We start from the raw sequence: 21,470 nt of genomic DNA on the forward strand, positions 1-21,470 counted from the left end.
CGAATTGTTTGATTTGGTCGTTAAACATATTCTACCCGGTATGGGTTTATTTTTTTTACTTTGTGTTGCATTTCAATTGTAAATTCGCCCAGTAAAAAAAGGCGCGGAGATTTTTCTTCGCACCTTTTTTAATAACAGATTAGCGCCGCCGGTTGCCGTAGAAGCCACCACTGATGTGATACTTCCGCCGGTAGTAGATGTCGCCGATAAAGGTAACCACGGCAATTGCCAGGTAGGCCCACTGGTTGAGCCGTGGGTTGACCACGTTTGGCAACAGGGAAGCCAACATGTAGACCGCCAGCCAGGCCACCAGCCCAAAGACCACCGTCAGGACCCGGAACCACATCGGCTTGGTTTGGACCCACTTGCCGTCCTTGTTCTTCGTCGGCTGAAGCTGCGTGGCCACGTAACCAAACAGGACCCCACCGAGAATAGCAACCAACAGGATGGCCGTGATACCACTGCTCCCGGCCTGGCTACTACGCATCGCCAGTGGTGACAGCCAGGACATTAGGCCAAACATGAAGGTGAAGATGCTCAAGAAGATCAGGGCATTATCGATTGCCAGCATCCAGATCGACTTCTTGGTCATGTGCTCCGGTGCCTTCTTCGGGTTCTTCAGCTCCTTGGCGTATTCGGTCGGGGTGCCGAAGAGGGCCTTAGCCGTCTTCCTCTTCTTCTGACCGGCCGCCAACTGCTGAGCCGTCTCCTCCAGCATTGCCGGCTTTTTGTCGCCAGCAACACCCTGCCGGTCCAACTGCTTGTTGAGCTGGTACATAAACTCTTCGTTCTTACGGGTCAAATGATACTGACCAAACGCGCTCCCCGCAGCCTGGCGCTGGGCCTTGACATGTTCCTTCTGCCGCTGTCCAGCTGCCGCGTTACGTGCCTGGTTGTGTGCTTGTTCTTCGCTCACGAATAAACTCCTCTCTGCGCGACATTAGACGTTGAAACGGAACTCAACGATGTCGCCGTCTTGCATTACGTAGTCCTTACCTTCGAGCCGCAGCTTCCCGGCTTCCTTGACTGCCGCAGCGGAACCAAGTTGGTCAAGATCGTCAAAACTCATGACTTCGGCCCGGATGAAGCCCCGTTCGAAGTCAGAGTGAATGATTCCCGCGGCCTGTGGTGCCTTGGTGCCCTTCTTGAAAGTCCAGGCACGGGTTTCAGGACCGCCAGCGGTGAAGAAAGTTTCCAGTCCCAGCAGCTTGTAAGCAGCACGGATCAGCCGGTTCAGCCCTGGTTCCTTGACCCCTTCCATCTCCAGGAAGTCGGCCTTGTCAGCGTCGTCCATCTCAGCGATCTGTTCCTCGGCCGCGGCGGCAACCCCGATCACCTCACCGTCATCCTTGACGTGTTCCTTGATGGCAGCCATGTACTTGCTGTTGTCTGGGTCGGCCATGTCGTCCTCAGCAATGTTGGCAACGTAGAGGACCGGCTTGCTGGTCAGCAGGAAGAGCCCCTTGACGATCTTCTTCTCGTCATCGGAGAAGTCGATGGACCGCACGCTCTTGCCGTCTTCCAGAACTGGCTTGATCTTGTTCAAAACGGCCAGTTCAGCCAAGGCGTCCTTGTCACGACCCTTGGCAGCCCGTTGGACCTTACTCAGGCGCTTGTTGACGGCGTCGAGGTCGGCCATCACCAACTCCAGGTTGATCGTATCGATGTCTTCAATCGGGTCGACCTTCCCGGAAACCGTGGTGATGTCGTCATCATCGAATGCCCGAACAACGTGGACAATTGCGTCGGTCTGCCGGATATTTTCCAGGAACTTGTTACCAAGTCCTTCACCCTTGCTGGCCCCCTTGACAATCCCGGCAATATCGGTGAATTCAAAGGTCGTCGGCACGATCTTCTTGGCCGGAATCAATTCTTGGATCCGGTCCAGGCGCTTGTCTGGAACCTCGACCATTCCCACGTTCGGGTCAATCGTGGCGAATGGGTAGTTGGCCATCTCGGCCCCCGCCTTGGTAATTGCGTTAAACAGCGTTGACTTACCGACGTTAGGCAAGCCGACAATTCCTGCAGTTAATGACATGAATACTTCACTTTCCTTTTTCGTTAATCTTTTTTATTTTAAGCTATCTTGTCCGTTTTGTGATCACTTTATCCAGATTTATTCTGCCGGGTTGGCCTTTTCGATGACCTTCTTGAGCCCCTTGTCGAACTTCTGCCGGGTCATCATCACCACGTGGCCGCAGCCCTGACACTGGATCTTGATGTCGGCTCCGACCCGGGTAATCTCCCAACGGTTAGTGCCACACGGGTGGGCCTTCTTCATCATGACCACGTCGCCCTTATCGTAGTTTGCCATCTTGCACCCCTCCTAATCGAGTGAAATATCAAGCAGTTCCAAAATTCGCGTCAAGTCGTCATTAGAGGTGTACGGAATCTCGATCTTTCCACTCCCCCGCTTCCGGCTCTGGGAGACCGCCACCTTGGCGCCGAACTTGCTCTGGAGCTGGTCTTCGGCCTCACGAATGTAGACTGGCTTGCGCTGCCGCTTATGCTGGTCCTTTTCCTTGGCCGTACCGTTCATCTGAGCAACAATCTTCTCAAGCTGACGAACGGTCAGGTTTTGCTTGACCGCCCGTTTGGCTAGCTGGGTCAACTGACGCTTGTTCTTCAATCCCAGAATGGTCCGCGCCTGGCCCATGGAAAGCTGACCGACATTTAAGGCCTCCTTGATCGGGGTCGGCAAGCCTAACAGACGGAGGTAGTTGGCAATGTACGGCCGGCTCTTACCCAGCTTGGCCGCAACCTGGGCCTGGGTCAGCGACAGCTTCTCCATCAGGGTCTGGTAGGCCTGGGCCTCTTCGAGTGGTGTCAGGTCCTCACGCTGGAGGTTTTCCAAGACGGCAATCTCCATCATCTGCTCGTCGCTCATTGCCCGGACAATTGCCGGAATTGTCTTCTGCTTGGCGAGTTTGGACGCCCGAAAGCGCCGTTCACCGGCAACCAGCTCGTATCGTTCCACCGCCGGGTCAGGCTGGCGAAGGATGATTGGCTGAAAGACCCCAGACTTCTCAATTGAGGCTGCCAGCTCCTTCAAGGCCGCCTGGTCAAAGGCTCGCCGCGGTTGATAAGGGTTGGCCCGGATCGCCGTCAGCTTGATGTCTTGAACCTGTTCCGTTGCTTCTGGATCCGCAATGGTGTTTTCCTCAAAGAGGGCTTCGATTCCGCGGCCCAGGGCACCTGTTTTACGCTTTACCATGTTTTGCCAACACTTCCTTTGCTAGTTGTTCATACACGTGCGCGCCCGTCGATCGCTTGTCATAGTCGACAATCGCCAGGCCATGGCTCGGCGCCTCCGACAGGCGGACGTTGCGGGGAATCACCGTCGTGTAGACGTGGTCACCAAAGGCCTTGCGGACCTCGGCGTTAACCTGCTGACCAAGGTTGGTCCGCTTGTCGTACATCGTCAGCAGGACCCCTTCGATCTTCATCCGCGGGTTGAAGTGGCGCTTGACCAGGTTGATTGTATTCTGTAGCTGGCTCAACCCCTCTAGTGCGTAGTACTCACTCTGCACGGGAATCAGGACCGAGTCGGCGGCTGTGAAGGCGTTAATCGTCAGCAGGCCCAACGATGGCGGGCAGTCGATCAGGATAAAGTCGTAGTCGTCCTTGACAGTACCGAAGGAATCCTTCAGCCGGGTCTCTCGAGCCATCAGGTTGGTCAGCTCAACCTCCGCCCCGGACAGGGCAATCGTCGTCGGGGCGATGTCGAGTCCCGGGTGACTAGACGGTTTTATGACGTCCTTCAGCATCGTCTCCTCATCGATCAGCACATCGTAGATACTCTGTTCGATCTGCCGTTTCTCAATCCCCAAACCGCTAGTGGCGTTACCCTGAGGATCAAGGTCAATCAGCAGCACCCGCCTACCCAGGTCAGCGAGGCAGGCCCCGAGGTTCACGCTGGTCGTGGTCTTACCGACGCCACCCTTTTGGTTTGCTAACGCAATTACCGTGCCCATTCTATTGCCCCCTTACTGCTTCTTTGGGATCTCAATGGTCAGCTGGTAGCTGCTCCCCGTGTCCTTCTCGTGGGTCGTAACCGTGAAGCCGTTCTCCGTGGCCATCTTAATTGACTTCTTAATCGTGTTCAGTGCCAGGCGACCATCCGTTGCCTTGGCCGATGCTGTGGCCTTCTTCCCCCGTTTACGTTTAGCTGGCTTAGCCTTCTTAGCGGTCTGCTTTACTGGCTGATCCGCCGGAATTTCTGCTGCGGTAGCCTGTTCCTTAGTTTGCTTTCTCTGCTTAGCGACCTCAGACGGCAACGGTCGGCCAAGGACCTTGGCAACCTCATCCTCGGTCTGACGAACCGTCAGGCGTTCGTTGACGATCCGCATCAGCATGGTCCGTTGCTGGCTCTCGTCGAGGTCGAGCAGGGCCCGGCCATGCCGTTCCGAGATTCGGTGGTCCAGGATGGCGGTTTGGACTGGCGTGATTAGCTTAAGCAGGCGGAGCTTATTGGCAACAAAGGACTGGCTCTTCCCCATCCCCTTGGCGAGGGCCGCCTGGGTCAGGTGGTTGAGGTCCATCAGTTGCCGGTAGGCCTGAGCCTCTTCCACGGAACTCAGTTGTGCCCGCTGAAGGTTCTCAATCAGGGCCAGTGAGGCCGACTCCTCATCCGTCATCTTCTTCAGGATCGCCGGAGTTGTCTCCCAACCGAGCATCTTCATGGCCCGGTACCGCCGCTCCCCCGCGATAATCTCGTACTTAGCCGGTTCATATTCCCGGAGCACGATTGGCTGGAGGAGCCCGTGTTCATCAATTGTCTGGGCCAATTCCCGAATTTCATCCTGGTTGAAGACCTTCCGTGGCTGGTAGCGGTTCGGTACGATCTGGTCCAGCTTGATGTTTGCAACCTTATTCTTATTATCTGAGTCACTCTTGCCAAAGTTAAATAGTGAAAATGCCATACTCTCTCCCCCTGACGCTATTGAATTGGTTTCTTATTCGGCAGGCCAGGACGCCGCGGGTACTTCTGTGGCGTCGCTGCCTTCTTGTCGATCAGGATGATGTTGCGCTCATCATCCGTCTCCGGCAGGGTCAACTGCACGGTTTGTTGGACCTGGCCACCGAGCTTGGCAATCGCCTTACCGGCGTCCTGCAACTCTTCCGGCGCGGCCAGGGCCTTATAGGCGATGAACTCACCACCAACTTTAACGGCGGGCAGGCACAGCTCACTCAAGACAGCCAGGCGAGCCACCGCCCGGGCCGTCACGACGTCGAACTGTTCACGATGGGCACTCTTCTTGGCACTGAACGTCTCGGCCCGATCATGAATCAGAGTTACGTCGGTTAATCCCAGTTTAGTAACTAATTCCTCCAGGAAGGCGATTCGCTTATTAAGTGAATCGACGATCGTCACCTTAAGCTGGGGGAAGGCGATCTTTAGTGGCAGCGACGGAAAGCCAGCACCAGCACCAATATCGCAAAGGGTCAGTGCGACCGTCTGCAGGCGTGGTTCGGCTAGGGCCCCGGTGATTGAGTCGTAGAAGTGCTTCAAGTAGACCTCATCCTCGTCCGTGATCCGGGTCAGGTTGACGTGCTTGTTGCTTTCGACCAACATCCGGTAGTAGGTCGCAAATTGTTCTAATTGCCCGGCAGTCAGCGTAATCCCGTGATCCGCCAGGGCCTGTTGAAATTGTTCTGGATTCATCGAATTCTCCTTTCGTGAAACAGCAAATTGTTTCACGTTACCCTACTACTGTACCGTAAAATAAGCCCACTTTCAACCATCTGCCACCCCGATCACACCCGATATTTCCCGGGAAATGATTATATGTAAAAAGGGACGGCATCGCTTCATGGCGGTGCTGCCCCTTTTCATCATGTTAAATTATGCCCGGAGAAATGATGGATCCTCAAATTCCGGGTGCGGATAGTGGTAGAATCCCTGGCCCGATTCTTGACCGACGTGTCCGGCGTCAACCATTGCCTTGAGCTTGTCGGCAATCTGCTTATGAATCTCCTCATGGGTAGCCGCATACAGATTATTTTCCATCTGTAATGGGGTCCGCAGGCCAACCATGTCCAGAATCATGAACGGACCCATCGGTGAGTTAGTTGAAATCATCCAGTCCTTGTCAATGGTGTGCGGGTCAGAAACGCCCTTAGCCCAGAGCTGCATAGCTGACCCGATCAGCGGCATCAAGACGGCGTTGAGAACGTAACCGTGCTGCTCCTTGTGAACCTCAATTGGGACCATCTTGATCTGCCGTGCAAAGTCAACAACTTCCTGGTAGACGGCCGGGTCGGTCTGGTCAGTTCCCATGATCTCGGCGACATTGAAGCGCCAGATCTTGTTGGCAAAATGCATGTGCAGGTACTTTGCCGGCCGGTCAACGTACTTGACCAGCTGGCTCGGTACAAACGAGGACGAGTTGCTGGCAAAGATTGTCTTCTCTGGAGCGACCTCTGACAACTCCGTGTAGAACTTCTCTTTGAGTTCCAGTGACTCCGGCAGGGCCTCAATAACGTAGTCGGCATCCTGGACGGCCTCCTTCAGGTCGGTTGTGATGTTGACGATGTTGTCCATTCCAGCCTGAAATTTCTCATCGCTCAGGCCCAAGTCACGCTGGTAGTCCTCCTTCAGAGCCGCCAGCCGCCGTTGAGCCGTGTCAACGTGGTGGTTGTAAACCGTTACCTTAAACCCGCTCAGTGCCGTCTGGTAGGCAATTTGGCTGCCTAGGACACCGGCACCGGCGACTGTGATATTCTTAAATGCCATAATTATCGCCCCTATTTCTTGAGAAAGTCTGGATCTTCAAAGGCCGGATGCGGGTACTTATAGAACCCTTCGCCGGATTCGAGCCCCTCCTGACCAGCATCAATCTTTTCCTTCAGCTTGTCGGCAATCTGTTTGAACAATTCCTTGTGCTGGGTCGCGTAGAGCCCGCTGACAATGTTCCAAGTCGTCCGTAGTCCCACATCATCAAGCATCATGAACGGGCCAACCGGGGCACCGGTCGAGATCATCCAGTCCTTGTCGACGGTCTCCGGGTCAGCCACGCCCTTGACCCACAAACTCATGGCACTGACCACAAACGGGATCAGCAGGGCATTTAGGACATAGCCCGGCTGTTCCTTGTGAATCTCGATTGGAACCATCTTGATGGCCTTAGCAAAATCGACGACCTCTTGGTAGACAGCCGGGTCAGTCTGGTCGGTTCCCATAATCTCGGCAACGTTGCACTTCCAGATCTTATTGGCAAAGTGCATATGCAAGTACTTCGTTGGCCGGTCAGCAAACTTGACTAACTGGCTTGGTACCATGGTCGATGAATTGCTGGCGAAGATCGTCTTGTCTGGGGCTAGCTTTGAGAGCTGCTTGTAGAATTCTTCCTTAAGGTCTAGCTTCTCCGGTAGGGCTTCAATAACGTAATCGGCGTCCTTAACCGCTGCCGCCAGGTCGGTTGTGAAGGTCAGGTTATTCAATCCGGCCTGGAAGTCTTCATCGGTCAGGTCCAGGTCCTGCTTATAACTGTCCTTCAATGTCAGTACCCGCTTCTTTGCGGCATTAACGTCGAGGTCATAGGCCGTGACATTGAAGCCGTTTAGCGCTGCTTGGTAGGCGATCTGACTGCCTAGGACACCCGTCCCGGCAATCGTAATGTTTTGAAATGCCATTGTATCAGCCTCCTACTGAATACCTTTTAACAACATTCACCTCCACCATAACACGAAAGCGCTTTCATATCCAGATGAAACTAAATAAAAAGGCGGAAGTCAATAAATCTGTCGACTTCCGCACAATTCGTATTTACTTCATCTTGCTGACTTCATCCAGGAACCACTTGTTGAAGTATTCAGCATCGATGTCCAGGCAAACCTCAGCGTTGGTCTTACCATCGTGGTAGGCACCACGGATGTCACCGACCGTGGCCCCAATAGCTGGTCCATCGGTTTGAACATCGACCCACATCTTCTTGGTGGTAAATGCCTCTGGGTGAAGGAGGTAGAAGATGGTGTTGACATCGTGCATTGGACGTCCCTCATCAGTCCCGTCGTTATAGTGGGTGATCAGGGCGTGGAGCATCTCACCGGTCTTGTTCATCTGACCCAGCTTCTCGATCGTGTCCTTGGTCAGCAGGGCCTTCAGGGTAACGTCCAAGCCAACCGTAACGATCGGGATACCGGCATTGTACATGATCCGGGCAGCATCGGGGTCGGTGAAGACGTTGAACTCAGCGACACTGGTCATGTTACCACCGGACATTGAGCCACCCATGGCCACGATCTTCTTGATGTGACTCTTAACCTCTGGGTATTCACTGAATAGGAGGGCAATGTTAGTGTAAGAGCCGGTTGGGACCAGGATGACCTCGTCTTCAGCCATGATGGCATCATGTAAGGCCTCAACCGCCGTCTTCTTGATTGGCTCGCCGTAGTCGTTACCGAAGTCGTAACCCGGCATCCCTGATTCACCGTGAATCCGGGCAGCATCCTCGAACGGCTTGATCAATGGTTGTTCAGCACCGGCAGCCACTGGAATATCCTTACCAAAGAAATGGATGATCTTGAGGGCATTAGCCGTGGTCTTATCGACCGTCACGTTTCCGGCAACCGCCGTGACCAGCTTTAGGTCGATCGATGGGTCGTTGATCGCCATCGTCAGGGCAGCAGCGTCATCAATACCTGGATCAGTATCCATAATAATCTTAGTAGTCATAATCTTATTCCTCCTCGCAAAATGCAAGCGTTTCCTAATCTTGGGTTAAAAAAAGCAGCCCTTATCAAGCTGCTTTTTAATTTTACCAAACGAACAGACCAACGAAGGCAGCGGACAACAGTGATACCAGGATACCAGAGAGTAACAGGTAACCAATGTTGTGAGCGATGTAATCGTTATCTTCCTTATTAGCCAAGCCCTTGAAGGCACCGATAATCATACCTAAGGTACCGAAGTTGGCGAAGGAGGTAACGAAGACAGTCAAAACGGCCTTCAAGTGAGCTGGGTAGTGGTCAATCGCACCGGTAACTTTACCCATAACAACGAATTCGTTAGTAACTAACTTCATACCCATGTTTTGTGCCAAGTCCCATGCTTGGTGAACTGGCAGACCGAGCAGCCAGGAGAATGGGAACATGCAGACACCAAGGATACTTTCCAGTGACAGTGGTTTCCAGAAGAGACCCAAGATCTTGTCGATCAGGGCAGCCAGGGCAACGAAGGCAACAACGTTAGCAATAATGATCAGGATCAGCTTACCAGCGCCCAGGATGGAGTCACCCAAGAAGCTGAAGAATGGTTCCTTCTTACCATTATCAATGTTACCAACCTTTTCAATCGTATCTTCTTCAGGAGTAACCTGAACAGGGTTCAACATACTCGTCGCAATCAAAGCGTTCATGATGTTGATTGGAACGGCGGTCAAGATGTATTGACCAGGCATCATCAGGATGTATGAACCAAGGATTGAAGCAGTAACACAAGACATTGACATCATGGCCAAGGTCAGGTTACGTTCCTTGCTCATCTTCCGAATTTGCATCCCAGAAACGGCCAGAACTTCAGTGTTACCTAAAAACATCATTTCAACAGCGAAGAAAGATTCGAACTTCGGTTGACCAGTGATGTATGAAAGTCCACGTCCGATCCACTTAATGATCCATGGCAGGAAACCGATGTAGGTCAAGATATCGAACAGTGGAACAATCATCAGGATTGGCATCAATGCAGAACAAATGAAGTTCAGATTCTTAACATTATACCAGTCACCCAATGCGAAGACGGTACCCTTTGCGGATACGTCAACGATCCACACGAAACCGTCGGCGGCAGCCTTAACACCGGCACGACCTGCGGCAGAACCAGTCAGGAACCATGCCAGGATAAGGTTAATGACAATCATGATCCCAACCGTCTTCCAGTTAATGGCTTTACGGTTCTTAGAGAACAGCCAACCAATAGCGAGGAAGACAATCAGTCCAAGAATGTTGATTGCGAGATACATATTTACACCCCTTAAATAAAAAATACAGGTAATTGCTAGCCCGACTACTTAAATCGATATAAATAATTGCTTTGTTCGGTGAGCTAACTTTACGACATCTTTAGAATATCTTAAAAGCTCCCGGCTGTAAAGCACTAATTATTACATTCTTTGTGAAATGATGGCGTTTGCAACGTTTTAGAAAGTGCTGTAACGTTTTACCTTCTATATATTTACTGAGCAAAAACACTAAAAATATTTTTTCACAAAGAATTTCGATTTATTGGAAGCGCTAACAAATAGTAGCAAAAGAAATAGAGAAACAGTGTGCTTCTTCAGTAACCATTTCTCTGCCCCTGCCAAGGAAACCTAATTGTACTAGATTTTTAAGAAATGATCAATATTGCATTTCAAAATAGAAATTATGTTCAATATTTGTATAAAAGAAGCTATAATAGAAGTATAGGAAGAAAGCGCTTTAACCAAGGAGGATACAACGATATGAATAAATCAAATTTAGTTAAAATCGGTCACTCAGACGTTTATGCAACCCCACTTGGTCTCGGTACTAACGCTGTGGGTGGCTACAACCTCTTCCCAAACCTCAAGGATGAGGATGGTAAAGCCCTCGTCCGGGCCGCACTGGACAACGGAATCAACCTGCTTGATACGGCCTATGTCTATGGGCTGGGTCATTCCGAAGAACTGGTCGGCCAGGTCGTAAAGGAATACGACCGCGACCAGATCGTCTTGGCTACCAAGGGCGCCCAGGATTTTGCGACCGGTGAACAAGTCATCGATAACAGTCCCAAGTTTTTGACGAACCAAGTCAACCAGAGCCTGGAACGGCTGGGCGTTGATTACATCGATATCTTCTATATTCACTTTCCGGACCACGATACCCCCAAGGCCGAAGCGGTCGGCGCCCTCCAGAGGCTGAAGGAGGCCGGCAAGATTCGGGCAATCGGGGTCTCCAACTTCAGTCTGGATCAGGTAAAAGAGGCCAATGCGGACGGTTACGTCGACGTGGTCGAGGACGAATTCAGCCTCCTCCACCAGGACCACCTGACCGAGGGCATGCTCGACTACCTGCATGACCACCAGATCAGGTTCGTGCCGTACTTCCCACTGGCTTCCGGCTTGTTGACGGGGAAGTATGACCACCAGATCGACTTCCCAGCCGACGACATTCGTAGTCAGATCGCCGACTTCACCGAGCCACGCTTCAGTAAGGTTCTCCAGGCCGTTGATGTTATTCGGCCAATTGCTAAGGTCCACCAGACGACCGTTGCTCAGGTTGTCCTGGCATGGTACATGCAAAATCCACTGATCTCCGTGGTCATCCCGGGGGCTAAGCGTGCTGACCAGGTCAAGGCCAACGCCGGGGCTTTGGACATCACTCTGACCGACACGGAATACCGGACGATCGAGCAGGCCTTCGACGGTTTCAAGAACACGACAAGTGGAAAGTCCCTGGCCGATCCCGACTAGGATATTTCCCGGGAAATTGAAAACGGCGGTTGGAGCAGCCAGTACCCAACCGTCGTTTGGTTTTAAAACTAAAAAACGGAGCCAACTTAATGTCTCCGCGCTTCCGCATGGAAAGGGATCGGTCGCTGTTAATTGTATCAAGATCCGTTATTGTGTCTCTATCTGCAGTTCTTTCGCCTTTTGTGAAGAACCTTTATAGCTTATTATCATTTAGGTTGTAGATATGGCCACTAATTTTTAGCTAACATACTTTTCAAGGAAACTAATGTGTTTCGTATGGAGTGGGGTGTTGTTAATTATCATGTAAAGCCATTTTAATTAACTAGCTTCAAAGTAGTTTATTATGAGAAGATGTTCGTATCAAAAGGGCCAATCACCTTTCCACACCCTTAGTATAGTAGATCGTCTACAAAAGTTCAAACCATCCGCGTCACGGCGGGCTTGGTGACGGTTTCAACAACTAGACATTCTCCCGGATTTTTCTTACTTGATCCGGTATTTCTGAACTCTTTTGGCCGATCTGCGTACTATATTTAATCGAAAAAATTAATCTTTATTTTTTGGTAAAAAACTATAGCTCACCGCCAGCAGGGCAAAGATAATCACCGTGATAATCAGTGGCAGGCGGGTGCTGTCGATGAAGAGCAGGATCACCAGCACGGCGACGAAGAAGACAATCGTCAGCCAGCTGGTCAACGGAAAGCCGGGCATCTTGAAGAAGGTCACCCCGGCCGGGTGCTGTTGGCGGTACTTGATGTGGGCCCAGAGGATGATCAGCCAGGTGAAGATGAAGGTAATCGTCGAGATGCTGGCAATCATGTCAAAGACTCCCGCTGGCATGATGTAGTTTAGGATCACCGTGATAAAAAGGATCAGCGATGAGAAGATCAGAGCCTTGTTCGGCACCGCCTTGGCACTCAACTCACCGAAGCGCCGCGGGGCATTGCCACCCCAGGCAAGGGAGTAGAGGGACCGGCTGGTACTGAAAATGGCACTGTTGGTGGCCGACATCGCCGCGGTCAAGACCACGAAATTTAAAATGGCTGCCGCCCCGGGAACTCCGATGGCCGCAAAGACCTGGACGAAGGGGCTGGAGCTGGTCTTGATCTGGAACCAAGGGTAGATCGCCATCATGGCAATCATCGACCCGATATAGAAGAGGCCGATCCGGACTGGCAGAGTGTTGATGGCCTTGGGAATGTCCTGGTTGGGGTTCTTGGTCTCCCCTGCGGTCAGTCCGACCATCTCGATGCCGACGAAGGCGAAAACAACCATCTGGAAGGACATCAAAAAGCCCATCGGCCCGGTGGGGAAGAAGCCCCCGTGGCTAACCAGATTGGTCAAAGTCACCGGCCGCCCCTCCACGGAACTGTGGAAGAGGAGCATGATCACGCCGACCGCGATCAGGGCGAGAATGGCGAGGACCTTGATCATCGAAAACCAGCTCTCCAGCTCACCAAACAGGCCGACGTTGACCATATTGACCAGCATCAAGAGGACCACGATCACCAGCGGTCCCACCCATTGCGGTAGGCTCGGGAACCAGTAGCGCAGGTAGATCCCGGTGGCGGTCAGGTCGGCCATCGCCAACGTCAGCCAGCAGGCCCAGTACATCCACCCAGCCACGAACTCCATCCGATCACCCAGGTACTCCTTGACCGAGTCGATGAAGGAGTGCTTGCTCGTGTCGGCCAGGATCAGCTCACCGAGCGCCCGCATCATGAAGAAGCAGAAGATTCCTACTATTAAGTAGGAGAGGATAATCGATGGGCCGGCCTTGTGAATCGCAGACCCGGAACCGAGGAACAATCCGGTCCCAATCGCCCCACCGATGGCAATCATGGTGACGTGGCGACTCTTTAGTGAGCGCTTCAGTTTCTGTTGCTGTTGTTTGTCCATAAATTTCCCTCCTTGAACATTTGAATCGACACGACACGAAAAACGTCCCTGATACGGCCATCGTACCAGGGACGTTTCTTACAACGCGGTTCCACCCATCTTCATAGCTCCCCACTTTGGTAACTACCTCTGAGTCGATAGAGGAACCACCCTATTTCATCGTGCATGCCATGAGGCTGGACCCGGCTCTCAGCTTCTGTCGGGTTCTCTGGTAACCAGCCGTGATAAGTTACTGACCATTATACCGGTATCAGTGTGAATGTCAAACAATAAGCCTAATTGAAAGCGGATAATTCGGTTTCCCCACCAATATCATTGGCCACACGCCTAGACGTTCAGGACCTTGTCCAGGAAGTTCTTGGTGTCGGGATGCTGTGGATGGTCGAAAATTTTCTCCGGCGTCCCCTGTTCACGAATGTTACCATCGTGGAAGAAGACGACCCGGTCGGCCATCTGCTTGGCAAAGCCCATCTCGTGGGTGACCACGATCATCGTCATCCCCTCCTTGGCCAGCCGTTTCATGACCGCCAGCACGTCGCCGACCATTTCAGGATCCAGAGCCGAGGTCGGTTCATCGAAGAGCATCACATCCGGCTTCATCGCCAGGGCCCGGGCGATCGCTACCCGTTGCTTCTGTCCACCGGAGAGGGTCTGGGGGGGACGTCAGCCTTGCTCTTCAGGCCAACCAGTTCGAGATAGTGCATGGCGTCCCGTTTGGCCTCTTCCTTGCTGGCCTTGCCCAGTTGGGTCGGGGCCAGGGTGATGTTTTCCAGGACGGACATGTTCGGAAAGAGGTTGAAGTGTTGGAACACCATCCCGATGTTTTCCCGGACCTTGTTGATGTTGACTTTCGGGTCAGCAATGTCGTAACCGTCGACGTAGACGTGGCCGCTGTTCGGCACCTCCAAACGGTTAAGGCAACGCAGGAAGGTACTCTTCCCAGAACCGGACGGCCCAATCATGCAGACCACTTCATTGGGGGCCACGTTCAGGTTGATCCCCTGGAGGACTTCGTTGTTCCCGTAACTCTTGTGGAGGTCTTTAACTTGTACTTTGTATCTTTTGTCCATATTAAGCCATCCTCTTTTGAATATAGTTTGATAACCAAGTCAGCAGGGTAATGATGATGATGTAGATGGTCCCGATGATCAGCCACATCTTAAACCCTTCCATGTTCTGCGAAATGATGACGGTCCCGGTTTCGGTCAGTTCCATGACCCCAATTGCGGACAGGATCGAGGTGTCCTTCAAGGTCATGATGAATTGGTTGACCAGCGATGGAACCATGATCTTCAGCCCTTGTGGTGCGATGACCTTGATTAAGGCCTTGTGGTATGGCAGCCCCAGACTACGGGCCGCTTCCCACTGACCGGGATCGACGGCCTCGAAGCCCCCCTTGACGATGGCCCCGATGTAGGCCCCCTCATCCAGCATCAGGGTGATCACCCCGGCGATGAACAATGGGACTTTGTGGCCGATAACGTTTGGCACCCCCATATAGATGAAGAAGGCCAGAACGATCATTGGCAGACCCCGGAAGATGTAGATGATCACGCTGGAGATCGCCCTGGCAACCTTGTTCTGCATGATCCCGAGGACCCCGAGGATCAGCCCGAAAATCATGGCGCAGATGATCCCGACAACCGTCAGTTCAACGGTCATCCAGAGGCCCCGCAGCAGGGCTTCCCGGTTGGCCTTCAGCAGGCCGAGGATCGTCCGGTCGGCGGTGGCACTCTTGGCGGTCTTGTTGCCCTTGGTGTACTTGTCGATGATCTTCTGCAGCCGGCCGGTCTTCTTCATCCAGGTGATTCCGGCGTTGATCTTCTTCTGCATCGCCAGGTTCTTACCCTTCTGGAAAGCAATGGCAACCGGCTGGGCGTCGATTGGCTTCTTGGTGACAACCTTCAGTTGCACCCCGGTCTTGATCCCGTATTCAAGAACCGGACCATCATCGAAGGTGGCGACGCTGTTACCGATCTTGACGTCGTTCCACATCGTGTTGGAGGAATCAAAGTACTTGATCTTGTAGCCGTACTTCTTCTGGTTCTTCTTTAAGAAGAGGGCGGCACTGGTCCCAGACTTGGCGGAGACCGTCTTGCCCTTCAGCTGCTTTAAGGACTTGATATTGCTGTCCTTGGCAACCGCCATCTCAACCCCGTCCGTGTAGTACGGCACGGAGAAGTCAAACTTTTGCTTCCGCTCGTCGGTGACACTCATCCCGGCCATCACGGCATCGACCTGACCGCCTTCTAGTGCTTGAAGGTCACCGTTGAAGCTCATCGGTTTGAGCTTGTACTTGAAATGTTCATGCTTGGCAATCTCGCGGAGCATTTCAATTTCAATTCCGGGGTTCTTGCCGGAATAGCCACCCTTGCTATCCTGAATTTCGAAGGGCTCGAAGGTGTTGTTCGTGGCGATCGTGTAAGTCGGCTCATCAGCGGAGACGGACTGTGGTTCAACTAGCAGCCACCCAACCGCAATGGCAAGCACTGCAAGCCAGCTGGCAAATATCTTTTTCCAACTTATTCTCCGCATCATAACCGACTCCTTTTTAATCAAAATTTAACGTTGATAATACCTTATCATCTCGGTCGCCAGAAATGAACACCTTTAAGCTAACTGTGTGTTTATCTAAGATGGAAGCGATTAAATTAATCGAATAAAAAGTAGCTACCCCTATTTAACTTATTTAAATTAATCTGGTTAGCTAAAATTATAAGATTTCTCTCATTTTAGTCTAAACAAGAAAGGCGCGTTGCGGAAAATTCCCGTGGCGCGCCCTTTGTCTTGGCGATATTACTTATTGCGGAATGGTACCGCGTTTTCCTTGGTAATCTTGGTAATCCCGTGCATGTATGGTACCAGCACTTCTGGGATCGTGACGGAACCGTCTTCGTTCTGGTAGTTTTCCAGAATGGCGGCGACCGTCCGACCAACAGCCAGGCCAGAACCGTTCAGGGTGTGAACGTATTGCAGCTTGCCATTCTCGTCCCGGTACTGGGTGTGCATCCGGCGGGCCTGGAAGTCCAGGCAGTTGGAGCATGATGAAACTTCACGGTACTTGTGTTGAGCCGGCATCCAGAGCTCAATATCGTGGGTCTCGGAGGCAGTGAAGCTCATGTCACTGGTCGTCAGGGTGATGACGTGGTATGGAATGTCCAGCTTCTTCAGGATATTCTCGGCGTTGGCGGTCATCTTCTCGAGTTCGTCCCATGAGTCCTCTGGCTTGGTGTACTTGACCATCTCGACCTTATTGAACTGGTGCATCCGGATCAGGCCCCGGGTGTCCCGACCAGCGGCCCCGGCTTCGGAACGGAAGCATGGGGTCAGGGCGGTGACGTAAACCGGCAGCTCTTCGGCCGGGATAACGTCGCCACGGTAGTAGTTGGTCAACGGCACTTCGGCGGTTGGAATCAGGGTCATGTCTTCGCCATTAACCTGGTAGACCCCTTCCTTGAATTTAGGGAACTGACCAGTCCCGTACATGGAAGCAGCGTTGACGATGTAGGGCGGCAGCACCTCAGTGTAACCATCCTTCATGTGCTCATCCAACATGAAGTTGTAGACGGCCCGTTCCAATTGTGCACCCAGGCCCAGGTAGTAGACGAAGCGGGCACCGGAAACCTTGCGAGCACGGTCGAAGTCCAAAATTCCCAGGCTTTCACCAACGTCCCAGTGGTGCTTTGGTTCAAAGGCGAAGTCGCGAATCTTGCCAACCTTGCGGAGTTCAACGGATCCTTCTTCGGTCAGGCTGACCGGCACCCCGTCATGTGGAATATTCGGCAGGTGGGCCATCTTGTCGTGAAGCTCTTCGTCGTTGGCCGCCACCTCTTGGTCGAGTTCCTTGATCTTGTCACCGAGCTCCCGGGTTTCCTTGATGGCCTCATCAGCGGATTCGTCGTTGCGCTTGGCCTCACCGATCTTCTTAGAAGCGGCGTTACGTTGTGCCTTCATGGTTTCGGTCTGTTGTAAGAGGTCCCGTCGCTTTTGGTCGAGGGCCAATACCTCGTCGATTTCCTCGGCCTTGACACCCCGGGTTGCCAATTTTTGCTTGAAGAATTCTGGGTCCTTGCGAATCTTCTTGATGTCTAACATGTCATTACCTCCAATAAAAAGAGCCACTCCGTCTCCAAAATTTTGGGACGAAATGGCTCTTAGTTCCGCGGTACCACCCAAGTTTGGTATTAAATACCACCCTCGTGATGGATAACGGTCATCGGCCGTGCGGCATTACCCGCCCACGTCATTTTCTGCACCGGAGTTTCGACTGGCCGCTTGCACCACCCACGGTCTCTCTAAATAGTCTACTTGAAATGCATCCGTGTTTCTTATCGCCATTATCATATTACATCTGGCCCGCTTTGGCAACCATAAGTGTGTTAGAATATAGCTAACAAAAAGTAAGGAGGAACCACCATGATTCACAATTCTACCATTGATCACCAACTCAGCCACCGGTCCATCCGAGCCTTCAAGCCCCAAGGCCTCAGCGATGAACAGCTAACCACCCTGTACGAAGCCGCCCGCCACACCTCGACCAGCATGTTCATGCAGCAGTTCAGCATCCTGCACGTCACTGACCCGGACAAGCGAGCCGCAGTCCGGCGCCTGGGTAAGCAACCCTACATCGGCGCAAACGGTGACCTGTTGATCTTCCTGGTCGACCTCTACCGTAACCAGAAAATCCGCCAGGCTGCGGGCAAGGACGACGGTCGTCTGCACACCACTGACATCTTCCAGCAGGCCGTCGAGGACACGGTCCTGGCTGTCCAGAATACCCTGGTTGCTGCCGAGAGCATGGGGCTGGGCGGCGTGATCCTCGGCTCAATCAAGAACGACCCGGTCGAGCTTATTAAAGTCCTCAACCTGCCAAAGATGACCTTCCCCCTGCTGGGCCTCCAGGTCGGCATCCCCGACCAGTCCCCGCAACTCAAGCCCCGCCTGCCACTGGATACCCTGGTGATGGAAAATGACTACCACCGCGACTTTATGGCCAGCGACCTGAAAGCCTACGACCAGGTCGTCACCCAGTACTATGACCTCCGGGACGCCAACCGGCGGATCGATTCCTTCACCAAGCAGATTGCCGGTACCAAGCTTGATCACCATGAAACCACCCGTGACAGGCTCGCCGCCGCCATCCAGCAACAGGGTCTAGCCCTGGACTGGGAGTAAGTCTAAAAGTATCATCGAACGCAAAAAAGGATGCTGCCAGCCCTCGCTGACACATCCTTTTTCATCATATACCAATATTTTCCACTGAGTCGTCATTATGAATGAAGACGGCACCGCGGTTACCCGGGCGATCAAGCCAGCCGGGGATCGGCTGACCATTGAAGAAGAGACGCTTGGCCTCGATCTCCCCCATCACCGACTGGTCGGTGAAGACGGTCACGCTGCTCAGGTCGGTATCGAGCGGGTAGCCGGTCCGCGAGTCGATCAGGTGGTGGTAGCGGCGGCCGTTCTTGATCAGGAACCGCTCATAGATCCCCGAGGTGACCGCCGAGCAGGCCGGCTGACGAACAACCTCCATGTTCTCTCCCCGGTGGAGTTGGGGGTCCTGAACCCCGATTACCCACTGACCGTCACTGCGGCGTGGCGACTGACCGACAAAGAGGAGATTACCGCCGAGGTTGATGATCCCGGCGTCCACGCCCCGCTGGACCCAGAAGTCTTTGATCCGGTCGGCGATGTAGCCCTTGGCGATCCCGCCGAGATCCAGTTCCATCCCGGCCTGCTTGAGGTAGACTGTCCGAGCGTCGTCGTCCAGCTCAACCTGCCAGGGGTCGATCAATTTCAACCGCTCCTGAATATCGTCATCGTTCGGGACGTTGGCCCCCTTGAAACCGATCTTCCAGAGCTTGACCAAGGGGCCAATCAGGGCGTTAAATCCGAAGTCGGCCCGGCTATACTTAACCGCCAGCTTGACCAGGTCATAGGAGGTTGACGACACCGCCACCGGCTTGACCCCGGCAGCGTGGTTGACATCCATGATCTCCGACTGGTCACGGTTGACCGTTAACCGGTCCTCGTAGCCATCAATCAGGTCCATCGTGGGCTGGAGGACGGTAGCGGCCGCATTCCCGTAGACGGTCAACACGATCCGTGTCCCCAAGGCGTGGTGGGTCAGGGTATGTCGCTGGTCAATTAGTGCTGTCATGGTGACTACTCTTCTTCGGAGGCACCAGTCGTGGCATCGGCGGCATCATCGTCAGCGTCAACACTGCCGGATTCGGAGGCACCGGTGTCGGCGTCAGTTTCCTCAATTCCGGCTGGTTCGCTGGCTGCCGGAGCGGGTGCTACCGTGTCCGCGCTGGTATCGTCACTGGACTCAGAAGCCCCAGTCGAGGCATCAGCCGTCGTGTCGTCTTCTTCTGCCGGTGCATTGTCCTCGTGCTTGGATGCACCCGTGGAAGCGTCGGCACCCTTGTCCCAGGCACCCTTTTCGAAGAGACCCAGGATGTACTCAACGCTCCCGGTGAATTCGATCGTACCGAGGTAGTGACCATCGACGTCACGCAGGGCGTAGTATTGGATCAATGAACGGTGACCGTTCATCCAGAGTGGCCGCGTAACCACGTCGCGCTTGCCGTCACGGAAGCTGTTGATGATCGCCATAACAGCGGGAACGGCCTTCGGTGGGTGGCACTCCGTTACCGGTTCGCCAAGGGAGGCCACGTCACGAACGTGTTCCCGGTTTGGCTTGTCTGAGTACCAGGCAAAATGGTCGGTACTATCGATCAGATCGATTTCAAATGGGATGGTGCTGAAGATCTGTTGAACTTCCTTCAGCGATAAACGACCAGTCGGGAACTTGATGTAAGCCTCGCTGATCCGTGGCTGCTTGATTGGCATTTTGACTTCCTCCTCGTCCACGTTTTCAAAGATTTGAATATATTCAATAAAGTGGGTAAAGCACTCCTCCAGGTTGTCGCGCATCTCGTCGTTGATCAGGCGCCCATCCTTAGAGAAGACGTGGGTAGCCCCACCGATCAGGACTTCATTACCCGGGATCAGGTTGGCGTCACAATCCGGTGAAATCAGGATCTGACGCATCTGGACCTGGGAACGGGCCGAGGCCTGCCGACCGTAGGAAACCCCGACAACCATGACCGGCTTGTGCTTCAGGACGGTTGTGTGGTAGGAGAGCCACTCCACGGCACTCTTGAGGGCGGCCGGAATCCCATGGTCGTATTCCGGCGTGGAGAAGACGACCCCATCGGCGGCCTTGACCTTCTGCTTGAGCTTCCAGACCTCGGCTTGTTCCGAAAGTGGGACGTCAACACTAAAAGCCGGCAGCTTGCTGATCTCGTAGATCTCAATGTCTGCCATCTGCTTGAAGTGCTTCTTCATAAACTTAAGCAACAGACGATTATATGAAAAGTTGGCGTTGGTCCCAACCAGTGCAAGAATCTTCTTCATTAGTCCTTTGCCGCCTCCTTCTTCTTAGCTTCCGCGGTGGCTTCGGCGACCATCCGGTTGATGGACCGGGCGTAGATCTTAAAGTCGTCGATGCACTTATCGAGAAACTTGATCGACATCTCATCGGTGATGTTGCCGTCCTCGTCAATGATGTTGGCAACGTTACTCATAAAGAACTCGCCCCCCTGATAGACCTGGGCGTTGACCCCGGGTGAGATCAGGATGTCTCGAAGTTGAACCTGGGAACGGGATGAACCCTGTTCGTGGGTAGAAGCCCCGACGATCATGACCGGCTTGTTCTCCAGCGGGTGGACCTCATAGGAGAGCCATTCCACGACGCTCTTCAGCGCCGAGGTAATGGAGTGGTTGTATTCGGGACTGGCGATGATCACGGCGTCCGCGGCCTTGATCCGCTGGTCGAGGTCCGCGATGACCTGGGGTGCTTTCCCCTTGTAGTTTTCGTTAAACATTGGAATGTTTCGGATGTCAATCACATCGACCTCGTCAGTATCCTGGTACTGCTTGGCAATGAATTCCAACAACATGCGGTTGTAAGAATGATTGGCGTTCGATCCGGCAATTGCAGCAATCTTCAAAGGTGTCACTTCCTTCATTATTTTATGCAACATTTCACATTTTTATTTTACAATATTTTAGTAAGGGGCAGATTGTAAAATTTAAGTTGAACATTTAAGTGGACAGAAAAACCCATCAAGG

The 21,470-nt window shown here is 53.1% G+C and carries 19 protein-coding genes and 1 pseudogene; 2 read left to right on the plus strand and 18 right to left on the minus strand.

The window, feature by feature from the left end; translation table 11 throughout:
• Positions 1-139 precede the first annotated feature (139 nt).
• The 11 genes from FD34_RS02075 to FD34_RS02125 form a co-directional block, all read right to left on the minus strand.
• Positions 140-916 carry a DUF1129 domain-containing protein gene (locus FD34_RS02075; protein WP_057806330.1) on the minus strand — a complete coding sequence of 259 codons (777 nt, stop codon included), beginning with the start codon at positions 914-916 and terminating at the stop codon, positions 140-142.
• A gap of 24 nt (positions 917-940) precedes the next feature.
• Complete coding sequence (gene ychF, locus FD34_RS02080; RefSeq protein WP_057806332.1) at positions 941-2,038, minus strand: redox-regulated ATPase YchF; 1,098 nt, start codon at positions 2,036-2,038, stop codon at positions 941-943.
• 78 nt (positions 2,039-2,116) lie between these two features.
• On the minus strand, positions 2,117-2,314 hold the full coding sequence (locus FD34_RS02085) for a DUF951 domain-containing protein (protein WP_057806334.1): 198 nt from the start codon (positions 2,312-2,314) through the stop codon (positions 2,117-2,119).
• A gap of 12 nt (positions 2,315-2,326) precedes the next feature.
• Entirely contained in the window at positions 2,327-3,214 is an 888-nt protein-coding gene (locus FD34_RS02090) for a ParB/RepB/Spo0J family partition protein (protein WP_057806337.1), read from the minus strand.
• Positions 3,201-3,974, minus strand: coding sequence for a ParA family protein (locus FD34_RS02095; RefSeq protein ID WP_057806339.1), 774 nt, complete (start codon positions 3,972-3,974; stop codon positions 3,201-3,203). The genes FD34_RS02090 and FD34_RS02095 overlap by 14 nt, the downstream gene beginning before the upstream one ends.
• Before the next feature lie 12 nt (positions 3,975-3,986).
• Positions 3,987-4,922, minus strand: a complete 936-nt coding sequence (locus FD34_RS02100; RefSeq protein ID WP_057806341.1) for a nucleoid occlusion protein — start codon at positions 4,920-4,922, stop codon at positions 3,987-3,989.
• A 17-nt stretch (positions 4,923-4,939) separates the two neighbouring features.
• Positions 4,940-5,665, minus strand: a complete 726-nt coding sequence (rsmG, locus tag FD34_RS02105) for a 16S rRNA (guanine(527)-N(7))-methyltransferase RsmG (RefSeq protein ID WP_057806343.1) — start codon at positions 5,663-5,665, stop codon at positions 4,940-4,942.
• Positions 5,666-5,845: 180 nt separating this feature from the next.
• Positions 5,846-6,736 carry a 3-hydroxyacyl-CoA dehydrogenase gene (locus tag FD34_RS02110; RefSeq protein WP_057806345.1) on the minus strand — a complete coding sequence of 297 codons (891 nt, stop codon included), beginning with the start codon at positions 6,734-6,736 and terminating at the stop codon, positions 5,846-5,848.
• Positions 6,737-6,747: 11 nt separating this feature from the next.
• The gene (locus FD34_RS02115) at positions 6,748-7,635 is read right to left on the minus strand and encodes a 3-hydroxyacyl-CoA dehydrogenase (RefSeq protein WP_057806347.1); all 888 of its coding nucleotides are present in this window, start codon (positions 7,633-7,635) and stop codon (positions 6,748-6,750) included.
• 133 nt (positions 7,636-7,768) lie between these two features.
• The gene (gene rihC, locus FD34_RS02120; RefSeq protein WP_057806349.1) at positions 7,769-8,677 is read right to left on the minus strand and encodes a ribonucleoside hydrolase RihC; all 909 of its coding nucleotides are present in this window, start codon (positions 8,675-8,677) and stop codon (positions 7,769-7,771) included.
• An 82-nt stretch (positions 8,678-8,759) separates the two neighbouring features.
• The gene (locus tag FD34_RS02125; RefSeq protein ID WP_057806351.1) at positions 8,760-9,962 is read right to left on the minus strand and encodes a NupC/NupG family nucleoside CNT transporter; all 1,203 of its coding nucleotides are present in this window, start codon (positions 9,960-9,962) and stop codon (positions 8,760-8,762) included.
• Positions 9,963-10,442: 480 nt separating this feature from the next.
• Between FD34_RS02125 and FD34_RS02130 the strand changes: the two genes are divergently transcribed.
• A complete protein-coding gene (locus FD34_RS02130; protein ID WP_057806353.1) occupies positions 10,443-11,432 on the plus strand; it encodes an aldo/keto reductase in 990 nt (329 codons plus the stop codon).
• Positions 11,433-11,978: 546 nt separating this feature from the next.
• Here FD34_RS02130 and FD34_RS02135 read toward each other — a convergent pair.
• From FD34_RS02135 to serS, 4 genes and pseudogenes are all read right to left on the minus strand, one after another.
• Complete coding sequence (locus FD34_RS02135; RefSeq protein WP_057806354.1) at positions 11,979-13,331, minus strand: amino acid permease; 1,353 nt, start codon at positions 13,329-13,331, stop codon at positions 11,979-11,981.
• A gap of 327 nt (positions 13,332-13,658) precedes the next feature.
• Positions 13,659-14,401: pseudogene (locus FD34_RS02140) on the minus strand (amino acid ABC transporter ATP-binding protein).
• Position 14,402: 1 nt separating this feature from the next.
• Positions 14,403-15,866 carry an ABC transporter substrate-binding protein/permease gene (locus FD34_RS02145; protein WP_152936696.1) on the minus strand — a complete coding sequence of 488 codons (1,464 nt, stop codon included), beginning with the start codon at positions 15,864-15,866 and terminating at the stop codon, positions 14,403-14,405.
• A gap of 261 nt (positions 15,867-16,127) precedes the next feature.
• On the minus strand, positions 16,128-17,426 hold the full coding sequence (gene serS, locus FD34_RS02150; RefSeq protein ID WP_057806358.1) for a serine--tRNA ligase: 1,299 nt from the start codon (positions 17,424-17,426) through the stop codon (positions 16,128-16,130).
• A 321-nt stretch (positions 17,427-17,747) separates the two neighbouring features.
• Here serS and FD34_RS02155 point away from each other — a divergent pair, with 321 nt between their 5' ends.
• The gene (locus FD34_RS02155; RefSeq protein WP_057806360.1) at positions 17,748-18,506 is read left to right on the plus strand and encodes an NADPH-dependent oxidoreductase; all 759 of its coding nucleotides are present in this window, start codon (positions 17,748-17,750) and stop codon (positions 18,504-18,506) included.
• A 64-nt stretch (positions 18,507-18,570) separates the two neighbouring features.
• Here the strand turns inward: FD34_RS02155 and FD34_RS02160 are convergent, their stop codons facing one another.
• The 3 genes from FD34_RS02160 to FD34_RS02170 are packed head-to-tail and all read right to left on the minus strand — an operon-like array spanning position 18,571 to position 21,349.
• Positions 18,571-19,491, minus strand: coding sequence for an FAD:protein FMN transferase (locus FD34_RS02160; protein WP_057806363.1), 921 nt, complete (start codon positions 19,489-19,491; stop codon positions 18,571-18,573).
• 5 nt (positions 19,492-19,496) lie between these two features.
• Positions 19,497-20,753, minus strand: coding sequence for an NAD(P)H-dependent oxidoreductase (locus tag FD34_RS02165; RefSeq protein WP_057806365.1), 1,257 nt, complete (start codon positions 20,751-20,753; stop codon positions 19,497-19,499).
• The gene (locus FD34_RS02170; protein WP_057806368.1) at positions 20,753-21,349 is read right to left on the minus strand and encodes an NADPH-dependent FMN reductase; all 597 of its coding nucleotides are present in this window, start codon (positions 21,347-21,349) and stop codon (positions 20,753-20,755) included. Before FD34_RS02170 ends, FD34_RS02165 begins: the two co-directional genes overlap by 1 nt.
• Positions 21,350-21,470: the final 121 nt, after the last annotated feature.

Source organism: Limosilactobacillus pontis DSM 8475 (assembly GCF_001435345.1).
Taxonomy (GTDB): Bacteria; Bacillota; Bacilli; order Lactobacillales; family Lactobacillaceae; genus Limosilactobacillus; species Limosilactobacillus pontis.